The organism is Mycobacterium sp. IDUB_19 (genome assembly GCF_055419445.1).
The window spans coordinates 34,832-53,275 of the sequence record NZ_JBVAXR010000015.1 but is presented as its reverse complement, the minus strand read 5'-3'; the positions used below and the strand labels follow the sequence as shown (position 1 = coordinate 53,275).

Annotated in this window: 14 protein-coding genes; 6 read left to right on the top strand and 8 right to left on the bottom strand. The window is 67.0% G+C overall.

The features are described from left to right. Nucleotides 1–37: 37 nt before the first annotated feature. From rpoB to ACZY0B_RS14290, 3 genes are all read right to left on the bottom strand, one after another. A complete protein-coding gene (gene rpoB / locus ACZY0B_RS14300; RefSeq protein WP_463764780.1) occupies nucleotides 38–3,523 on the bottom strand; it encodes a DNA-directed RNA polymerase subunit beta in 3,486 nt (1,161 codons plus the stop codon). A 447-nt stretch (nucleotides 3,524–3,970) separates the two neighbouring features. Next, nucleotides 3,971–4,981 (bottom strand): ABC transporter ATP-binding protein, encoded by a 1,011-nt coding sequence (locus ACZY0B_RS14295; protein WP_463764779.1) that lies wholly within the window; start codon nucleotides 4,979–4,981, stop codon nucleotides 3,971–3,973. A gap of 175 nt (nucleotides 4,982–5,156) precedes the next feature. Beyond that, nucleotides 5,157–6,671 (bottom strand): carotenoid oxygenase family protein, encoded by a 1,515-nt coding sequence (locus tag ACZY0B_RS14290; RefSeq protein ID WP_463764777.1) that lies wholly within the window; start codon nucleotides 6,669–6,671, stop codon nucleotides 5,157–5,159. Between the two features lie 95 nt (nucleotides 6,672–6,766). Between ACZY0B_RS14290 and ACZY0B_RS14285 the strand changes: the two genes are divergently transcribed. Next, on the top strand, nucleotides 6,767–7,441 hold the full coding sequence (locus tag ACZY0B_RS14285) for a TetR/AcrR family transcriptional regulator (RefSeq protein ID WP_463764776.1): 675 nt from the start codon (nucleotides 6,767–6,769) through the stop codon (nucleotides 7,439–7,441). A gap of 61 nt (nucleotides 7,442–7,502) precedes the next feature. Here ACZY0B_RS14285 and rplL read toward each other — a convergent pair whose 3' ends face one another. After that, nucleotides 7,503–7,895 (bottom strand): 50S ribosomal protein L7/L12, encoded by a 393-nt coding sequence (rplL, locus tag ACZY0B_RS14280; RefSeq protein ID WP_313862629.1) that lies wholly within the window; start codon nucleotides 7,893–7,895, stop codon nucleotides 7,503–7,505. 42 nt (nucleotides 7,896–7,937) lie between these two features. Further along, nucleotides 7,938–8,573 (bottom strand): 50S ribosomal protein L10, encoded by a 636-nt coding sequence (gene rplJ / locus ACZY0B_RS14275; RefSeq protein ID WP_463764775.1) that lies wholly within the window; start codon nucleotides 8,571–8,573, stop codon nucleotides 7,938–7,940. 305 nt (nucleotides 8,574–8,878) lie between these two features. Here rplJ and ACZY0B_RS14270 point away from each other — a divergent pair, with 305 nt between their 5' ends. Next, entirely contained in the window at nucleotides 8,879–9,070 is a 192-nt protein-coding gene (locus ACZY0B_RS14270) for a winged helix-turn-helix transcriptional regulator (protein WP_463764850.1), read from the top strand. On the opposite strand, the gene ACZY0B_RS14265 is transcribed toward ACZY0B_RS14270, so the two are convergent. The 3 genes from ACZY0B_RS14265 to ACZY0B_RS14255 are packed head-to-tail and all read right to left on the bottom strand — an operon-like array spanning nucleotide 9,067 to nucleotide 14,762. Next, the gene (locus ACZY0B_RS14265) at nucleotides 9,067–9,972 is read right to left on the bottom strand and encodes an ROK family protein (protein WP_463764774.1); all 906 of its coding nucleotides are present in this window, start codon (nucleotides 9,970–9,972) and stop codon (nucleotides 9,067–9,069) included. The genes ACZY0B_RS14270 and ACZY0B_RS14265 overlap by 4 nt on opposite strands. Nucleotides 9,973–9,978: 6 nt before the next feature. Next, nucleotides 9,979–10,596, bottom strand: a complete 618-nt coding sequence (locus ACZY0B_RS14260; protein ID WP_463764773.1) for a DUF7158 domain-containing protein — start codon at nucleotides 10,594–10,596, stop codon at nucleotides 9,979–9,981. Then, nucleotides 10,593–14,762, bottom strand: a complete 4,170-nt coding sequence (locus ACZY0B_RS14255) for a glycoside hydrolase family 38 N-terminal domain-containing protein (protein ID WP_463764772.1) — start codon at nucleotides 14,760–14,762, stop codon at nucleotides 10,593–10,595. The genes ACZY0B_RS14260 and ACZY0B_RS14255 overlap by 4 nt, the downstream gene beginning before the upstream one ends. Before the next feature lie 85 nt (nucleotides 14,763–14,847). On the opposite strand from ACZY0B_RS14255, the gene ACZY0B_RS14250 reads away from it, so the two are divergent. The 4 genes from ACZY0B_RS14250 to ACZY0B_RS14235 all read left to right on the top strand — a co-directional run bounded on the left by ACZY0B_RS14250 (nucleotide 14,848) and on the right by ACZY0B_RS14235 (nucleotide 18,369). After that, a complete protein-coding gene (locus ACZY0B_RS14250; RefSeq protein WP_463764771.1) occupies nucleotides 14,848–15,393 on the top strand; it encodes a DinB family protein in 546 nt (181 codons plus the stop codon). Between the two features lie 2 nt (nucleotides 15,394–15,395). After that, nucleotides 15,396–15,989, top strand: coding sequence for a DinB family protein (locus ACZY0B_RS14245; protein ID WP_463764770.1), 594 nt, complete (start codon nucleotides 15,396–15,398; stop codon nucleotides 15,987–15,989). Between the two features lie 92 nt (nucleotides 15,990–16,081). Continuing rightward, a complete protein-coding gene (locus tag ACZY0B_RS14240) occupies nucleotides 16,082–17,428 on the top strand; it encodes an ABC1 kinase family protein (protein WP_463764769.1) in 1,347 nt (448 codons plus the stop codon). Nucleotides 17,429–17,520: 92 nt separating this feature from the next. Continuing rightward, on the top strand, nucleotides 17,521–18,369 hold the full coding sequence (locus ACZY0B_RS14235; RefSeq protein ID WP_463764849.1) for an alpha/beta fold hydrolase: 849 nt from the start codon (nucleotides 17,521–17,523) through the stop codon (nucleotides 18,367–18,369). Nucleotides 18,370–18,444 lie beyond the last annotated feature (75 nt).

The window sequence follows — 18,444 nt, the reverse complement described above, 5'->3', positions numbered from 1 at the left end:
GAATAATTGGTTCTTCGCGCAAGCGCTCATCTCGGTATTAAGCCAAGTCCTCAACGGACGCAGATTCGTTGCGAGACAGGTTGATTCCCAGGTTCGCCGCTGCGCGTTCGAGGTCTTCGTCCTCGCCCTCGCGCAGTTCGATCGCCGCGCCGTCCGAGGACAGCACCTCCACGTTGAGGCACAGCGACTGCAGCTCCTTGAGCAACACCTTGAACGACTCGGGGATACCCGGCTCCGGGATGTTCTCGCCCTTGACGATCGCCTCGTACACCTTGACCCGGCCGACGGTGTCGTCGGACTTGATGGTCAAGAGCTCCTGCAGCGTGTACGCCGCGCCGTAGGCCTGCATGGCCCAGCACTCCATCTCACCGAATCGCTGTCCACCGAACTGCGCCTTACCACCCAACGGCTGCTGGGTGATCATCGAGTACGGACCCGTGGACCGCGCGTGGATCTTGTCGTCCACCAGGTGGTGCAGCTTCATGATGTACATGTAGCCAACGGTCACCGGGTACGGGAACGGCTCACCACTGCGGCCGTCGAACAGCCTGGACTTGCCGTCCGCGTTCACCATGACTTCGCCGTCCCGGTTGGGCAGCGTGCAGGACAGCAGACCCTGCAGCTCCTCCTCCTTGGCGCCGTCGAACACCGGGGTCGACACGATCCGGTCCGGCTGCGCCTGCCGCAGGTCCTCCGGCAGGTTCGCCGCCCACTCAGGGGCGCCCTCGATATTCCAGCCGGCCTTGGCGACCCAACCGAGGTGAGTCTCCAGGATCTGGCCGATGTTCATCCGTCGCGGCACACCGTGGGTGTTCAGGATGATGTCCACCGGGGTGCCGTCCGGCATGAACGGCATGTCCTCGACCGGCAGGATCTTGCCGATGACGCCCTTGTTGCCGTGTCGGCCGGCCAGCTTGTCACCGTCGGAGATCTTGCGCTTCTGGGCCACGTAGACGCGGACCAGCTCGTTGACACCGGCGGGCAACTCGTCGTCGTCCTCGCGGGAGAACACCCGAATGCCGATCACCTTGCCGGACTCGCCGTGCGGCACCTTCAGCGAGGTGTCGCGGACCTCACGGGCCTTCTCACCGAAGATCGCCCGCAGCAGCCGCTCCTCCGGCGTCAGCTCGGTCTCACCCTTCGGGGTGACCTTGCCGACCAGGATGTCGCCGTCACGAACCTCGGCACCGATGCGCACGATGCCCCGCTCGTCCAAGTCGGCGAGCACCTCGTCGGAGACGTTCGGGATGTCCCGGGTGATCTCCTCGGCGCCCAGCTTGGTGTCGCGGGCATCGATCTCGTGTTCTTCGATGTGGATCGAGGTGAGCACGTCCTCTTCAACCAGGCGGTTGGAGAGGATGATCGCGTCCTCGTAGTTGTGGCCTTCCCACGGCATGATCGCCACGAGCAGGTTCTTACCGAGGGCCATCTCACCGTTTTCGGTGCAAGGACCGTCGGCGATCACCTGTCCGGCCTCGACCCGGTCTCCCGCGTCGACGATCGGCGACTGGTTGGCGCAGGTGCCGTGGTTGGACCGGGCGAACTTGCGCATCCGATAGGTGTGCCGGGTGCCGTCGTCGGCCATCACGGTGATGTAGTCGGCGGACACCTCCTCGATGACGCCCGACTTCTCCGCGACGACGACATCTCCGGCGTCGATCGCGGCGCGCAGCTCCATCCCGGTGCCGACCAGCGGAGCCTCGCTGCGCACCAGCGGAACCGCCTGGCGCTGCATGTTGGCACCCATCAGGGCACGGTTGGCGTCGTCGTGCTCGAGGAACGGGATCATGGCCGTGGCCACCGACACCATCTGGCGCGGTGAGACGTCCATGTAGTCGACCTCGGAGGACGGCACGTACTCGACCTCGCCCGCCTTCCGGCGAACCAGAACGCGCGACTCTTCGAACCGGCCGTTCGCGTCGATCGGCGAGTTGGCCTGCGCCACGACGTGGCGGTCCTCCTCGTCGGCGGTCAGGTACTGGATCTCGTCGGTGACCACACCGTCGACCACCTTGCGGTACGGCGTCTCGATGAACCCGAACGGGTTGACCCGCGCGTACACCGACAGCGAACCGATCAGACCGATGTTCGGACCCTCAGGGGTCTCGATCGGGCACATGCGGCCGTAGTGCGACGGGTGCACGTCACGAACCTCGAGGCCCGCGCGCTCACGCGACAGACCACCCGGGCCCAGGGCCGACAACCGGCGCTTGTGGGTCAGACCCGACAGCGGGTTGTTCTGGTCCATGAACTGGGACAGCTGGCTGGTGCCGAAGAACTCCTTGATCGCGGCGACGACCGGCCGGATGTTGATCAGGGTCTGCGGCGTGATGGCCTCGACGTCCTGCGTGGTCATCCGCTCGCGTACGACGCGCTCCATCCGGGACATGCCGACCCGGATCTGGTTCTGGATCAGCTCACCGACGGTGCGCAGACGGCGGTTGCCGAAGTGGTCGATGTCGTCGGTCTCCACCGGAACCTCGGTGCCGCCGGGAACCGTCATGGTCGCCTGGCCTTCGTGCAGGCGCACCAGGTACTCGATGGTGGCGACGACGTCTTCTTCGGTCAGCGTCGACGACGTGATCGGCTTGCCGGCGTTCAGCCCGAGCTTCTTGTTGACCTTGTAGCGGCCGACGCGGGCCAGGTCGTAGCGCTTCTCCTTGAAGAACAGGTTCTCCAGCAGGGTCTGCGCGGACTCCTTGGTCGGCGGCTCGCCCGGACGCAGCTTGCGGTAGATGTCCAGCAACGCCTCGTCGGTGCCGGCGGTGTTGTCCTTCTCCAGCGTCGACATCATGATCTCGGAGAAGCCGAACCGCTCGTGGATCTGCTCGTTGGTCCAGCCCAGCGCCTTGAGCAGCACGGTGACCGGCTGACGACGCTTGCGATCGATGCGCACACCGACGGTGTCGCGCTTGTCGACGTCGAACTCCAGCCACGCACCGCGGCTCGGAATCACCTTGACGCTGTGCAGCAGCTTCTCGGTCGACTTGTCGATCGAGTCGTCGAAGTACACACCGGGCGACCGGACCAGCTGGCTGACCACGACGCGCTCGGTCCCGTTGATGATGAACGTGCCTTTTTCGGTCATCATCGGGAAGTCACCCATGAAGACCGTCTGGCTCTTGATCTCACCGGTGTTGTTGTTGATGAACTCGGCCGTCACGAACAACGGGGCCGCGTACGTCATGTCCTTGTCTTTGCACTCGTCCACCGGCGCCTTGACTTCGTCGAAGCGCGGGTCGGAGAACGACAGCGACATTGAGCCCGAGAAGTCCTCGATCGGCGACAACTCGTACAGCACCTCTTCGAGACCACCAACCGGGTTGACGTCGCCGCGACCGGCGGCGATCTCGCGCCAACGCGGCGAGCCGATCAACCACTCAAACGAGTCGGTCTGCACGTCGAGAAGCCCCGGAACCTCGAGCGGTTCGCGGAGCTTGGCGAAAGAAACTCGGTCAGGTGCTCCGGGCACGGAGTTGTTTGAACTAGAGGAGTCCGTCTTGCTCTGGCGAGAAACTGCCAAGATGCATCCTTCCAGCACCTCGTGCGACTCACGAAAACCGGGGCCACCGGACCTGTTCGCCGCGAATTGTGTCGGTTAAGCCGGCGAACGATCTACCCGAACTCACGCGCGCAACTAAATAGCTGAGCCGCAGAGGGGGCTCAGGCTAAGACCACAGTGTCAAGTGGCGGGTGTGAGGTGGGCAGGAAGTAGCCAGCGCAACGTCCAACAATAGCGCAGGCGCGCGCATTCCTCAACTACCCATCCAAGGGAGATCGGCGCTGGCTGGCATCTCGACTTTCCCGTGGGTACATTCTGCCCAACAGATTGACCTGTGCGCGCCTTTTCGTCAAGAGGAAGGCACGGCAAGTTGTCAGGAAAATCCTCTGGCCGTCGCTTCCCGCGTGCACGGCTGAACCCGACCCGGCAGGCCGTGGTGAACGGGCAGGAAGATCAGACGATGTGCGGCTAGCCGCCGAACTCGTGGCCTTGGTACTTGTGGGTGCCCTCGAGGTCGTCGAGGATCGCCGTCTGCGCCTTCTTCGGCAGGGTGTGCAGCATCTCGCGCACCCGGGCCTGGCGGCGTGCCACCCCTTTGCGCTCCGGCATCCCCGGCGTCGCGAGGATCTGGGGCGGCACGCCCTCGATCTCCTCGGTGCCGCCGGAGTGGTGACCCGCGTCGACCATGGCTTGCTCTTCGGCCATTGTCGCCTCGTCCTTTTCCTCGGACATGCCGATCGGCCCGATGCGGCGCCCGTTGAGGAACTGTCGCACCACCGGCTCATCGCTGGTCAGCAGCACCTCGCGCGGGCCGAACATCACCAGATGCTTGCGGAACAGCATGCCGATGTTGTCCGGCACGGTGCGGGCGACGCTGATGTTGTGCGTCACGATCAGGATCGTCGCGTCGATCTGGGCGTTGATGTCGAGGATCAGCTGGCTCAGGTAGGCGGTACGGACAGGGTCCAGGCCGGAGTCGGGCTCGTCGCAGAGAATGATCTGCGGGTCCAGAACCAGGGCGCGGGCCAGGCCGGCACGCTTGCGCATACCACCTGAGATCTCGCCGGGGAACTTCTTCTCGTCCCCGCCAAGGCCGACCATCTCGAGCTTCTCCATGACGATGTCACGGATCTCGCCTTCCTTCTTCTTGGTGTGCTCACGCAGCGGGAAGGCGGTGTTGTCGTAGAGGTTCATCGAGCCGAACAGCGCGCCGTCCTGGAACAGCACCCCGAACAGGGTGCGGATCTCGTAGAGCTCCTTGGCCGAGCACTCGATGATGTCGGTGCCATCGATGATGATCGAGCCACGTTCCGGACGAAGGAGGCCGATCAGGGACTTCAAGAACACGGACTTGCCGGTACCCGACGGGCCCAGCAAAACGCTGACCTCCCCGGCGGGGATATCCAGGGTCACGTCTTCCCAAATCCTCGAGGATCCGAAGGACTTGGTCAGACCACTGACCTCGATAGCGACGCCCATTGGAATCCTTCCGTCGACACCTGCTGCCACCTGCCCCTTTGTGTGGCTTGAGTCACTGTAGCGCACGCCTGGGACCGCGCAGCAGTGGTTGCGCAGCACCGGAGCGAAAAATTAGCAGACTCGAGACCCCACCCTTGCACGCAGGCTAACGGTCAAGACATCGGCGGTAAAGGGGTCAGATGGTGGGAGCCCAGTTGCCGTGGAAGCCCATCGGTACGCGCTGCGGCAAGTGGACCGTGGCAATCGACTCGAGCGTCTTGGCGTCCAGCAACAGCAATTGCCCTTCGTCACGGCCCCGGTGATAGCCGTAGCCCATCAGGACGCCATCGTCCTCGGCACGCTGCTGTGAACCGTGCGCGGGATTCGGCACAAAGGACATCTCGCCGAGCAAAAGGTCTGCGTCGAGGGATGCGACCTCGCTGGAGCCCGTCGCATAGTCGTGCTTGTAGAGCGCGCTGGTCATCTCGGTTGCGCCGCCCGACAGGAAGCCGCCTTCGATGCCGACGGCATAGCCGAACCGGTGCCGACCGCCCAACAGGGTTTCGTCGATCCGCGGGAACTCCTGCGGGCGATCGTCGCGGCATTCAGTGGTGACCGCGCCGGTCGTCAGGTTGATGGTCCAGCGATCCAGCACGGGTCGGCTGTCGCCGGGACCCCGAAGGTCGCGGTCGAACATCCGCGCGTAGCGGATGACATCGAGCACCAGGACCTCGGCACCGTCGCGCATCTCCGAGTAGGCGTTGAGCGGGTGGTAGACGTAGCAGGGCTCGATATCGAACCAGCGCACGTCGTCGTTGCCCCCTTCGCGGGGCATGACCCCGATACGCGCCGGGTAGCTGTCCTTCCAGCTGTAAGGCATCTGATGCATGGGCTGCCGATTGCTATTGATCGCCGTCACCATCGGACCGGGAATCCGGACCCGGCCGAGCACCGACTGGACGACCAGGCGGGCCGGCAAACTCAGCCAGCGCGGCACATTGGCCGGCACGACCTGCGCCGGGTCGAACGTCACCGGCAGGTCGTAGATCACCACATACTTTTCCGTCAGGGAGAAGTCGTGCATCATCGGCGAGCCGCTGACTTCGATGTCGACGGTGCGCCGCGCGTGCCCGGCGACGTCGATCACCGAGTACTGCACCGTGCGCCCGCGCCCGAAGCTGTAGGACACCGCGTGCAATTCGCCGGTGTGCGGATCCCGGTGCGGGTGGGCGGTGTAGCCACCGAACAGGGTGCCGTCGAAGTCGCAAGTGCCGACGGTGTCCAGCTCGTCGGTGAGTTGGTAGTTCGCGCCGCCGCCCTCGACGAGCGCCAGCGTCCGCCCGGCGTGGGTCAGCACATTGGTGTTGGGGCCGACCGACAGCATCCCGGCGCGCGGGTTCAGCCCCTGGGGCTCGGGCTCGCCCAGCGCGGCGCTGGTGGGTGGGGTGCGGACCCAGCGGTTGCGGTACCAGCAGGCCTTGCCGTCGCGCAGGGCTACTCCGTGCACCATCGCGTCACCGGTGAACCAGTGATAGGTGGCCGGGTCGACATCGGCGGCCGGGTTGGGCCCATTGCGCAGGTAGCGCCCGTCCAGGTGCTCCGGGATCTGCCCGGTGACGTGGAGATCGGTCGCGGTCATTTCGGCGCCCACCGGCGCCAGGAAGCCTTCGAGATACGGGTTCTCGGATTTGACGGCTTGTGTGGAAGTCATGGGCTGAGCTCCTATAACATTGTTATTGCAGCGTTATTGAGACCGTACGCCGGTGATGAGAAGATGGCAAGGCCTCAGCAGAGATGGTTGGAGAGATGACTTCGGAAGTTCAGCGCAGTGTGCGCGACGAGATGCTGCACGCCGCGGTCGGCCTGCTCGACGAGCACGGGCCGGACGCCCTGCAGACCCGCAAGGTGGCCGGCGCCGCGGGCACGTCGACGATGTCGGTGTACACCCACTTCGGCGGGATGCAAGCACTGATCGCCGCGGTCGCCGAGGAGGGGCTACGGCAGTTCGACGCCGCCCAGACGGTGCCGCAGACCGCCGACCCGGTCGCCGATCTGTTCGTTGTCGGCGCCGCCTACCGCCACTACGCCATTGAGCGGCCACACATGTATCGCCTGATGTTCGGTAGCACCAGCGCGCACGGCATCAACGCGCCTGCCGGCAACGTCCTGACGCTCACGGTCGCCGAGATCGAGCAGCACCACCCCAGCTTCGCGCATGTGGTGCGCGTCGTGCGCCGGTGCATGCTGGCCGGCCGGATCACCGTGGGTGGTGCAGACGACGACGCGTCCGTGGTGGCCACCGCCGCCCAGTTCTGGGCGTCGATACACGGTTTCGTCATGCTCGAGCTGGCCGGGTATTACGGCGACGACGGATCGGCGATCGCGCCGGTGCTCAACGCGATGACCTCGAATCTGCTTGTGGCCCTGGGTGATTCAGCAGAGCGGGTGGCACAGTCACTGCGGTCGGCGTTTTCCGGCTGAACACACGAAACCCCCGGGACTAGAGTCACTAGGCTCCCGGGGGCTTCTCGCGCGAGTTGAACTACTTGACGGTGACGGTCGCGCCGGCGGCCTCGAGCTTGGTCTTGGCCTCCTCGGCAGCTTCCTTGGCGACCTTCTCCAGCAGCGGCTTGGGTGCGCCGTCGACCAGGTCCTTGGCCTCTTTGAGGCCCAGGCCGGAGACGATCTCGCGGACGACCTTGATGACGCCGATCTTCTTGTCGCCGGCGGCCTCGAGGATGACGTCGAACTCCGACTGCTCCTCGGCGGCCTCGGCGGGCGCACCACCGGCGGCGGGGCCGGCAGCAGCAACAGCGACCGGGGCGGCCGCGGTGACCTCGAAGGTCTCCTCGAACTTCTTCACGAAGTCGGAGAGCTCGAGCAGCGTCAGCTCCTTGAATGCGTCTAGCAGCTCGTCGGTAGAAATCTTTGCCATGGTGTGGGTCCTTCCTTGTTTTCCCTGGTTTGCGGGTTGGTTTTATTCGGCTTCGGCCGTGGTTTCGGCGGGTGTTTCCGAAGCTGGTTCTGCGGCTGCCTCCGGGGCAGCTTCTGTGGCGGGTGCCGCCTCCGGGGCTGCTTCCGCAGCGGGTGCGGGCTCTTCGGCGGCCCTCTTCTCCTGCAGCGCAGCCACGAGCCTGGCCACCTGCGAGGCCGGCGCGTTGAACAGGCCGGCGGCCTTGGCGAGGTTGCCCTTCATGGCACCGGCCAGCTTGGCCAACAGGACCTCGCGGGATTCCAGGTCCGCGATGCGTTCGACCTCGGCGACCGAAAGCGCGCGGCCGTCCATGTAGCCACCCTTGATGACCAGCGCCTTGTTGTCCTTGGCGAAGGTCTTGATGGCCTTGGCGGCGTCGACGGCCTCGCCGCTGACGAACGCGATGGCCGTCGGGCCCGCGAACAGTTCGTCGAGGCCCTCGATCCCCGCCTCCGAAGCCGCCCGCTTGATCAGCGTGTTCTTGGCCACGGTGTAGGTGGCCGAACCCGCCAACGAGCGGCGCAGCTCAGCCAGGTTGGCGACGGTCAGGCCGCGGTATTCAGTGATCACGGTCGCGGTCGAGGCGCTGAACTGCTCGACAATGTCCGCAACGGCGGTGGCCTTGTCGGCTCTGGCCATGCATACCTCCTCGTTAAAAGTCACGCTTAGACGTGTCGTCTGTGATCACCCGAGGAACGACGAACGCCCCGGCGCAGGAAGCGGCACGGGGCGTTGAGATCTACCGGCGCGGGCGCCGGCGGTAATGCCTCGTCCTCCTGCGTGGGCCGCCGGGATGTTCCCGGACCTTCGACCGATTACTCGGTAACCGACGGTCTTCGGTGGATCGGGACCAAGAATAGCGTGACAAGCCCTGGTCAGCAAAAAGGTCAACCACAACGGCGGATCTCAGGTGACCGCGACGCTCAGCAGAGCGAACAGCGGGCATCACCGAGCGGATGCTGATCCGCCACCTGCACGAGCTGGTTGACTCCGGGATCATCGAACGCCACGACGCCCGCACCGTTCCGCCCTGTGTGCACTACTCGATTTCCGAGTACGGCACGACGCTAGCGCCGGTGCTGGCGAGTTTGTGCGACTGGGGACGAAAACACATGCAGCGCAGCGCGGTTGGCTAGAGTCCCGCGAGTCGGGCCGCGCCGACCAGGCCGGCCTCGCCGCCTAGCTCGGCCGGCACCACACGCAGGCCAGACAGAAAATCCAGCCCGGCGTAGTCGGCCAGCACCGCGTGCAGCGGGTCGAAGAGCAGGCGACCGGATTTGGCGACTCCTCCCCCGATGATCACCAGGTCCAGATCGCACACCGCGGCCACCGAGGCGATCATGGCCGCGAGCCCGGTGGCGCCCCGGCGGAATGCGCGCAGCGCGATCGCATCCCCGGCCGCCGCGGCCGCGGCCAGCTCCCGCGCGCCGGCGCCGGGCGGTGCGGACCAGCCGTTGGCCCGCGCCCAGTGCACCAGCCACGGCCCGGCCGCAACCGTCTCGACGCAGCCGCGGCCCCCGCACGCACACCGCTCGCCGCCCTCTTCGACCACCACATGACCAACATGTCCGGCATTGCCGCTGCGCCCGGTGTAGGGCGCGCCATTGAGCACCAATCCGCCGCCCACGCCGGTGGACACCACCATGGCCAGCAGAAAGCCCGCACCGCGTCCCGCGCCTTGCCAATGCTCCCCCAACGCCATGCATACGCCGTCGCCGCCCAGCCGCACCGGCACACCCGGCACGGCGGCCACGACCCGGTCCCGCAACGGAAAGCGTTGCCAGCCTTTGATGTTGATCGGGCTGACGGTTCCGCTGGGCAGGTCGATGGGCCCGGCCGAAGCGATGCCCACCGCGCGGACGGCACCGCCGGCCGCGGCCAACGCCTCGACGATCATCGCGGCGATCACGTCCCACACCTGTTCGGCCGACGCGCCCGCCGGGGTGGGCCGGACGGCGTTGTGGACGAGCGCTCCGCCGGAATCGGCAAGGCCCACAGCGATTTTCGTGCCGCCGATGTCCAAACATAAAGTGAGCATGGCCGATCAGTGCCGATGAGTGTTGTCGGGTTGGCGCGGGTCGCCGGGGTGCTCGTAGCCGGGAGCGAGCTCGACCAGCGCGGCGCGTCGGGCATCCAGCCACACCCGGAAGGCACGACGGCGCGCGGCGCCGCACAGGTGCTCGTTGATCGCCGAGCGCACCTGGACCAGCGGCGGCCCGACGCACGACGGCGCGCGCCAGCCGTGATGGTCGGGGCGCGCCGCGGCGAATCGCAGCGGATTGCGGGCGTGGTAGTCGGCCACTTCGCGGTCGCTGACCCGGACCGCGGCGGTCACGTCGACGAACAGCGCCCGGGCCCGCGGGCCCGCCAGCGCCGCCGCCGCCACGCTGCCGATCTCCAGCCGGGCCGTCACGTCGGGCAGTAGCTCGGCCTCGGTCGGCGCGTCCGACGCGGTCAATCCGCGTGCGACGACCTCGGCGGCGACCACTCGTTCGGTCACCAGAAGTTGCGTGAGCCAGCGCCGCAATTGGCGGCCCTCGCTGGTGCCGCGGGCCGGCAGCGCGGCCGAGCGAGGCCCGTTGCGCAATCGCGCCTCGGCGGCATCGACCTCCTCGACCCCGACGGGCGTGCCCGCGACGGTGGCAACCGGGTACACGCTCATGTCACGGCCACCTTGACCGCGGGCGAATAGATCAGCCGGCCGGCGCAGCCGACCCGGATCAGGGCCCACCACTCGCCGGGCTCCAGCCACGCCGGTGGGCTGACGCCGAAGCCGAGTTCGACGGTGCCGCGGGCGGTCAGGACCGCGCCGAGCGAGGCCGGGCCGATCCACTCCCAGGTGCCCCAGGGACTGATCAGATGCGCCTCGGCCGACAAGTCGGCCCCGGCGTGGCTGCCCATCGTCACGGAAAGCCGCGCCGTCTCACCCGCACGTATCGCGATCTCGCGGGGCCCGTCGGCGAGGTAGACCAGCTCGGTGTCCCGGACGGCACCGACTTCCACGACGCACACGTCCTCGACCGTCTGACGCCAGGCCGCCGGGACTTTATCCCCGGTGACGCGCAGCTGCGCCCGAATCGGATATAGACCGGGGTCGGCATCGACCGGAATCGCCACCTGCACGTCGGCCTCCCGGTGCTCGCCACTGCCCAGCGTGAAGGGTAACTCGGCGGGGGCGGCCGTCCAGCCTTCCGGACACGCCAGCACGACAGCGCCGGGTAGCTCCGCATCGGTGCAGTCGCTGGCCGCGGTGAGCCGCAGCCCCACCGCACTGCCCGGCTCGGCGGTGAGCCGCTGCGGGTGCAGGTGTGCGACGACCGGCAGGCCACCTAGGGGCGCGGGCCCGCGATTGTGCAGCCAGTAGCGCGCGTACAGCGGCTGAGCGATCTCGGCGTCGGGGCCCAGCGCGGTGGCATCGTCGAACGCCTTGGGGATCTGGAGCCGGGCCAGCACGGTGGCGATCTGATACCCGTGCAGCTCGACAGCTCGCTTGCGCAGCTGCGGCGTCTCCAGCAGATCGGCGAGCTGCATCTCGTCCAGCTTGCCGAGCGTGGAACCGATCGAGACGCGGGCGCGCGAACCCTTCGTTTCGACCAGCCGCAGCGCCACCGCGCCGGGGTCGACGGGCTCGGCGCGACCGGCAGTCAGCGGGTTGCCGGCCGCCTTGAACGCCCCGAGGTGCACCGTGTCGGCGGGCTCGACGTGCAGTAGCGATCCGGCGGGCGCCAGGTTGCCGCGTTGCTGGTCTGCGAAGACCGCGCGCAGTGGGTGGGAGAACTGCGCGCTGCGCATCGGGATCTCGGCATGCCGCCAGTCGCCGTCGCCGCAGGCCAGTGCGTAGTCGAAATGGTGTGTCCAGTGCTGGAGTTGGAAGTTCGAGCCGTCTGGCGCGGTGCGGCGTGGCTCGTCGATCCAGGTGCCCGACGGCCAGCCGGTGCAGGACCGCAACAGCGCCGTGTGCAGCGTGCCTTCGGTGTCGACGGCGAAGCTCGGCACGCCGCGGTTGAGCAATGCGACGGTGCGGGATTCGAAATGTTGGGTACCCGACGCGGCCTGCTGGGCGACGACGATCTCGGCGTCGTCGAGATCGTCTGCCACCGAAGCGATCTCAGTGTCGAGGCTCGTCTCGTCGGCGCCGGCGATCACCAGCACCGGCAGCGCGCGCGTCGCACGCAGGTCCGCGCCGGGCACCCAGGCCGCCGCCAACGGCGTCACCGCGGGCACCCACACCCGGGCCCGGCCCGTCTCCGCCAGCTGGCGGCCGAGCTCTTTCGCGTACGCCGGATCGGCCTCGGCCAGCACCGCTTTGGTGAAGGCGTTGCGATCGGGGCCGCCGAGTGCGATGCGGACATCGGGCAGGTTGGAGTCGACATTGAGATTGCCGTAGCGGGGTTTGTCGGCACCGCTGCAGGTGGCCGTGACACCGGCGCGAACCAGCGCCACCATCAGCTCGCGCGCCAGCGGGCCGGACGACGTTTCCGACGGCGACACCACTTCGGCCACGGAGACTGCGCGAATATCGTTGTCTCCCAATCGAATCCTGGCAGTCGACGAGAGACCGAACCAGCTGTAGGCCGGGTTGTCCAGCGTCCACGGCAGACGCTTGGTGTCGACGGAGCGAGATCCTTCGTGCAGCAACGCGAACCCTCGGCCGACGACGGCGTCGCCCACCTCGCTGACCGGCATGGCACCGGGCACCGGGCACGGCCAGCGCAGCCGCAGCAGGCGGTCCTCGCCGGTGAACTCGTCGATGGTGGTGCGGCACTCCACCCGGGCCACGCCGTTGAACAGCGTCAAGGTCTGGGTGTAGCGCAGCATTTCGCCGATCCGGCCGTGCACGACCAGCCGCTGTCCGAGTGGTCCGGCATACGCCCGCACCCGCGCCGGCGATTCCGACGAGCACACCACCGGCCCCTTGGGCAGCAGATGCCAAGGGCCCTCACCCTGCTTCGGGTGTGCCGGGTACTCGTCGTAGACGGCCAGCTCGTTACCCACTCGTCCGTCCGCGATCAACTGACGGCCGTCTGCAATGAGCGACACCACCGCCCCACCCCGGGCCGGGTCAGCGGCCAACCGGTAGTACTCATTTTCGATCTCGCGTCCGGACACCGGTTCCCAGCCGGTGCCCTGGTCCGCGGGAACCAGCCGATAGGCCCGCCAGCCCAGCGATCCGACGTCGCGGGCCAGCCAGCTGACCGACCGCCCGTCGTGCTCGACCAGCGCTGGCAGCTCGACACCGTCGGCGTCGAGCACCCGCACCCCCGCGGCCAGCGGCGGGTCAACCCGGGCGGTGACGATGTCGGTGCGCTGGTGTGTCAACGCGTTCCACACCACGACGCCGCGGGGGCCGGCCGGAACGTTTACGGCCCGCGATAACACCGCCAAGGAGTTGTCGCGGACCGCGCGACCGAGCTCCCACGCGTCGCGCCAGCCGGTCAGCAGATCGAGGTAGACCTGGTCGGATTCGGAGCCGGTGATCGCGTCGTGGTGCGCGCCGTAGGCCAGCTGCACCCACGCCTTGGCCAAGGCCGCATGCGGGTAGGCGGCGCCGGTCGTCAGCGCGGCGAACACCGCGTAGCGCTCGGCGTCCAGCACCGCCATCTCGGCAGCACGGTTGGCCTGCTTGGTGTCGATGTAGGAGACATCCTTGCCGGTGTAGATCGGGTTCATATCGCGGGTTTGCGGCGACGGCACCGACCCCCGCTCGTCGAGCTCGGCGCGCACCGCCGCGAAGAACTCGCGCGGTGTCGCGCACACGAATCGCGGCCAGGTGTAGCGCGCGGACCAGTCGCGGTGGATTTCGGTGACCCACTTGTTCGGCGGGGTGTAGTCGGTGCCGACCGGCAGCAGCACGTTGCGCGTCAGCGCGACCCTCTTGAGCTCGTCGAACAGCGCGTAGGTGTACTGCTCGGCCTCTTGGAGCGAGGCCGACGAGTCCATCCCCCAGCCCGCCCCATAGTGCGCCGGCATGTAGTGGGTGAGCAGGCCGCGGCCGGATGGCGAGATCCATTCGAACTCGCTGCAGAACTGCATGCCGTCGACGCCGCCGGAGTGGGTCGGGCCCCATTGGTGGTGCGGTCCGCGGGCCCACGAACTCGACGTCAGCCCCGCGTCGGCGGCAATTCCGGGAAACTGCGGGTCGTGGCCGAACACGTCGAGCTGCCATGCGGTCGCCGGATCAGCGCCCAGGACATAGCGCTGAAACCCTGTGCCGTGCACCAGGTTTCGGATTGTCGTCTCCGGGCTGGTGAGGTTGGTGTTGGGTTCGTTGTAGGTGCCGCCCATGATTTCGACACGGCCCTCGGCGATGAAGCGACGAAGATCGGCGCGGTCCTCGGGGCGGGTGTCCCAATATGGTTTGAGGTAATCCACCTCGGCCAGCACGAATTTGTACTCGGGCTCGCGGCGGGCCATTTCCAAGTGCGCGTGCACCAATTCGAAAGCGTTGGCTTGTCGGCCCGGCGGGTCTTCGCGCCACTCGCTGGTATACGCGCCCTGCGTGTTCCACCAGACCGGGTCGTAGTGGAAATGGCTGACCATGAACATCGTCCAGCCGGGCTCGGCCACGGTGAACTCGAACTGCAGACCGGCGGCGCCGGCGTGCACTCGAGCGGCCCGCCGCTGACCGACGACCGGGGTGCGCACCGTCACCGGAATCTCGAGCACCTCGTGGCCGACGTCGGCGAGCGCTTCGCCGCTCAGACCGTCGCCGTCGATACGTATCGACGTGGCCTTGCCTACATCGCTGAAAGCGACCCGGACCAGCTGTAATGGCGCTTCCGGCGGCCCAACGAACAGTTCGGTCGACTGCGCCGAAATCAGCTGCATGCCCGCACCTTACGGCGGGCCAACGCCGCGACAAAGGCGTTGCGATAAAGCACGCTTGTCACCGGTTGCTGGAAAGCTCGATGACATGTCGAACCTGACCACGCAACTGGCAGACCAGCTCGACTGGCACTGGCGCGGATATCTGCGCCCCCGTCTGGACGGCCTCACCGACGACGAGTACTTCTGGCAGCCGGTGCCCAACTGCTGGACAGTGCATCCCGGCGGGTCGGTGGACTTCGCGTTCCCGGCGCCCAGCCCGGCCCCCTTCACCACGATCGCCTGGCGCATGGCCCACGTCATCGTCGGCGTGTTCGCCATGCGCAACCACCACCATTTCGGCGGGCCGCCCGCCGGCTACCAGAGTTGGGACTACGCGGCTGACGCTGTCACCGCCCTGCGACAACTCGACCAGGCGTACGCCGCGTGGATCACCGGCGTGCGCTCGTTGTCCGCGGCCGACCTGACCCGCCGTTGCGACCCCGCCGAGGGTCCCTACGCCGACCACCCGCTCACCGAGTTGGTGTTGCACATCAATCGAGAAGCGATCCACCATGGCGCCGAAATCGCTTGCCTCCGCGACCTTTACCTGCATCGTGAGTTCCATGACCAACCCGTCAACCAGGAGGTCTGAGTATGCCCGCCCTTGCCCCACCCGTCGCCGACGAGCGCAGCGCGCTGCGTGAGTTCATGGCGTTTCACCAGAGCGCCTACTTCGCCGTGGCGTACGGCCTCACCGACGAACAGGCCCGGTCGGCGCCGTCGGCGAGTGCGCTATCCATCGGCGGACTGGTCAAACACGTGACACGCATGCAAGGCAGCTGGATGACGCGTGTCGCGGCCGCACCGGACGCACCGCCGAAGGATCCCCGGCCGCCCGACGAGATCGCCAAGGCGTTCTCCGACCAGCACGTGATGCGGTCCGACGAGACGCTGGACGGGCTGCTGCGGGCATTCGGGGAACAGAACGCGACATCGCTGCGGCTGGTGGCGACCGCGGACCTCGACGCGACGGTGCCCGTTCCGCGGGACGTTCCGTGGTTTCCCAAAGACGTGCAGGCCTGGTCGGTGCGCTGGGTGATCCTGCACGTCATCAACGAGCTGGCACGCCACGCCGGGCACGCCGACATCGTCCGGGAAACCATCGACGGAGCCACGATGTACGACCTGATCGCCGCGCTGGAAGGCTGGAAAATCGATGGCTGGGTGACACCCTGGAAAAAGGCGTGAAGAAGCCGTGAAGCCCGGGGCGAGCGGGTAAAAAGCCTGCTCACCGCGGAGTGAATTGGGACTAGACAGCCCAGGTTTGGCAGACTGCTGGGATGAGTTCTACCAAACACCGAGACTTGGCCAAGCTTGACCGGGTGCCGCTGCCGGTCGAAGCGGCCCGGGTCGCCGTCACTGGTTGGCAGCTCACCCGCTCCGCCACCCGCGTCGTCACCAAGCTGTCAGCGAAGGGGCCGTGGCAGCAGAAGGTGATCAGGCAGCTCCCGCAGACCTTTGCCGACCTGGGTCCGACGTATGTGAAGTTCGGGCAGATCATCGCGTCCAGCCCCGGCGCGTTCGGCGAATCGCTGTCCCGCGAATTCCGTGGCCTACTCGACCGGGTGCCACCGGCCGACCCCGACGAGGTGCACAAGCTGTTCGTCGACGAGCTCGGCGCCGACCCGGCAGACCTGTTCGCCGAGTGGGACGAGACTCCATTCGCGTCGGCCTCCATCGCCCAGGTGCACTACGCCACCCTGCACAGCGGCGAGGAGGTCGTCGTCAAGATCCAGCGTCCGGGCATCCGCCGCCGGGTCGCCGCCGACCTGCAGATCCTGAAGCGATTCGCCCAGGCCGTCGAACTGGCCAAGTTGGGCCGCCGGCTTTCGGCACAAGACGTCGTCGCCGACTTCTCCGCCAACCTGGCCGAGGAGCTCAATTTCCGCCTCGAGGCGCAGTCGATGGAGGCGTGGGTCTCGCACCTGCACGTATCGCCGCTGGGCAAGAACATCCGGGTGCCGGATGTGTATTGGGACTTCACCAGCGACCGGGTGCTGACGATGGAGCGGGTGCAGGGCATCCGCATCGATGACGTCGCCGCCATTCGCAAGGCCGGGTTCGACGGCACCGAGCTGGTGAAGGCGCTGCTGTTCTCGCTTTTCGAAGGCGGGCTGCGGCACGGGCTGTTCCACGGCGACCTGCACGCGGGCAACCTGTACGTCGACGACCAGGGCCGCATCGTCTTCTTCGATTTCGGGATCATGGGCCGCATCGACCCGCGCACCCGTTGGCTGCTGCGCGAATTGGTGTACGCCCTGCTGGTCACGAAGGACCACGCCGCGGCGGGCAAGATCGTCGTGCTGATGGGCGCCGTCGGAACCATGAAGCCCGAGGCTGAGGCCGCCAAGGACCTGGAGCGTTTCGCCGCCCCGCTGACCATGCAGACCCTGGGCGACATGTCGTATGCCGACATCGGGCGTCAGCTGTCGACGCTGGCCGACGCCTACGACGTCAAGCTGCCGCGCGAGTTGGTGTTGATCGGCAAGCAGTTCCTCTACGTCGAGCGGTATATGAAGCTGCTGGCGCCGAAATGGCAGATGATGTCCGACCCTCAGCTGACGGGATACTTCGCCAACTTCATGGTCGAGGTCAGCCGCGAGCACCAGTCCGACGTGGAGGTCTAGTGCAGGTCCGCACCGGTTTTGCAGTATCAGGAGCCAGTTCCGGGGCCGACGCGCGCGAACCCGAAGGCGACCTGAAGATCTATTACGAGGACATGGGCGATATCGACGACCCGCCCGTGCTGCTGATCATGGGACTCGGCGCGCAGCTGCTGCTGTGGCGAACCGAGTTCTGCGAGAGGCTGGTCGGCCACGGACTGCGCGTAATCCGTTATGACAACCGCGATGTCGGCCTATCTGGCAAGACCGAGCGGCGCAGCGTCGGCCAGCCATTTGTCACCCGGTTGGCCCGCTCCTGGGTGGGTCTGCGCAGCAAGGCGACGTACACGCTCGAGGATATGGCCGACGACGCCGCGGCCGTGCTGGACCATCTGGGCATCGAGGCGGCTCACGTCGTCGGGGCATCGATGGGCGGGATGATCGCCCAGGTCTTCGCCGCGCAATTCGCCGAGCGCACCAGAACTCTCGGGATCATCTTTTCCAGCAACAACTCGGCGTTCCTGCCACCACCGGCGCCACGCGCACTGCTGGCGCTGATCAAGGGCCCGCCACCGAGCTCGCCCCGCGACGTCATCCTGGACAACGCGGTCCGGGTGAGCAGGATCATCGGCAGCCCGCGCTACCGCATACCCGACGAGCAGGTTCGCGCCGAAGCCGCCGAGGGATACGACCGCGACTACTATCCGCAAGGCATCGCCGGACAATTCAGCGCAATCCTGGGAAGCGGAAGCCTGGTGCACCACAACCGGCGCATCGTGGCACCAACGGTTGTCATCCACGGCCGGGCCGACAAACTCATGCGGCCTTTCGGCGGACGTGCGATCGCGCGCGCAATAAGTGGTGCCCGATTGGTGTTATTCGAGGGAATGGGTCATGATCTGCCACAGCAGCTGTGGGATCCGGTGATCGGTGTTTTGACGGGCAATTTCGTCGAGGCCAGCTGAAGTCAGAGTCGAGCAGGCGGCTCCGGCGTTTTCAGTTCATCGCGAGTTTCGCGCGGATCTCATTGCGTTGTAGCG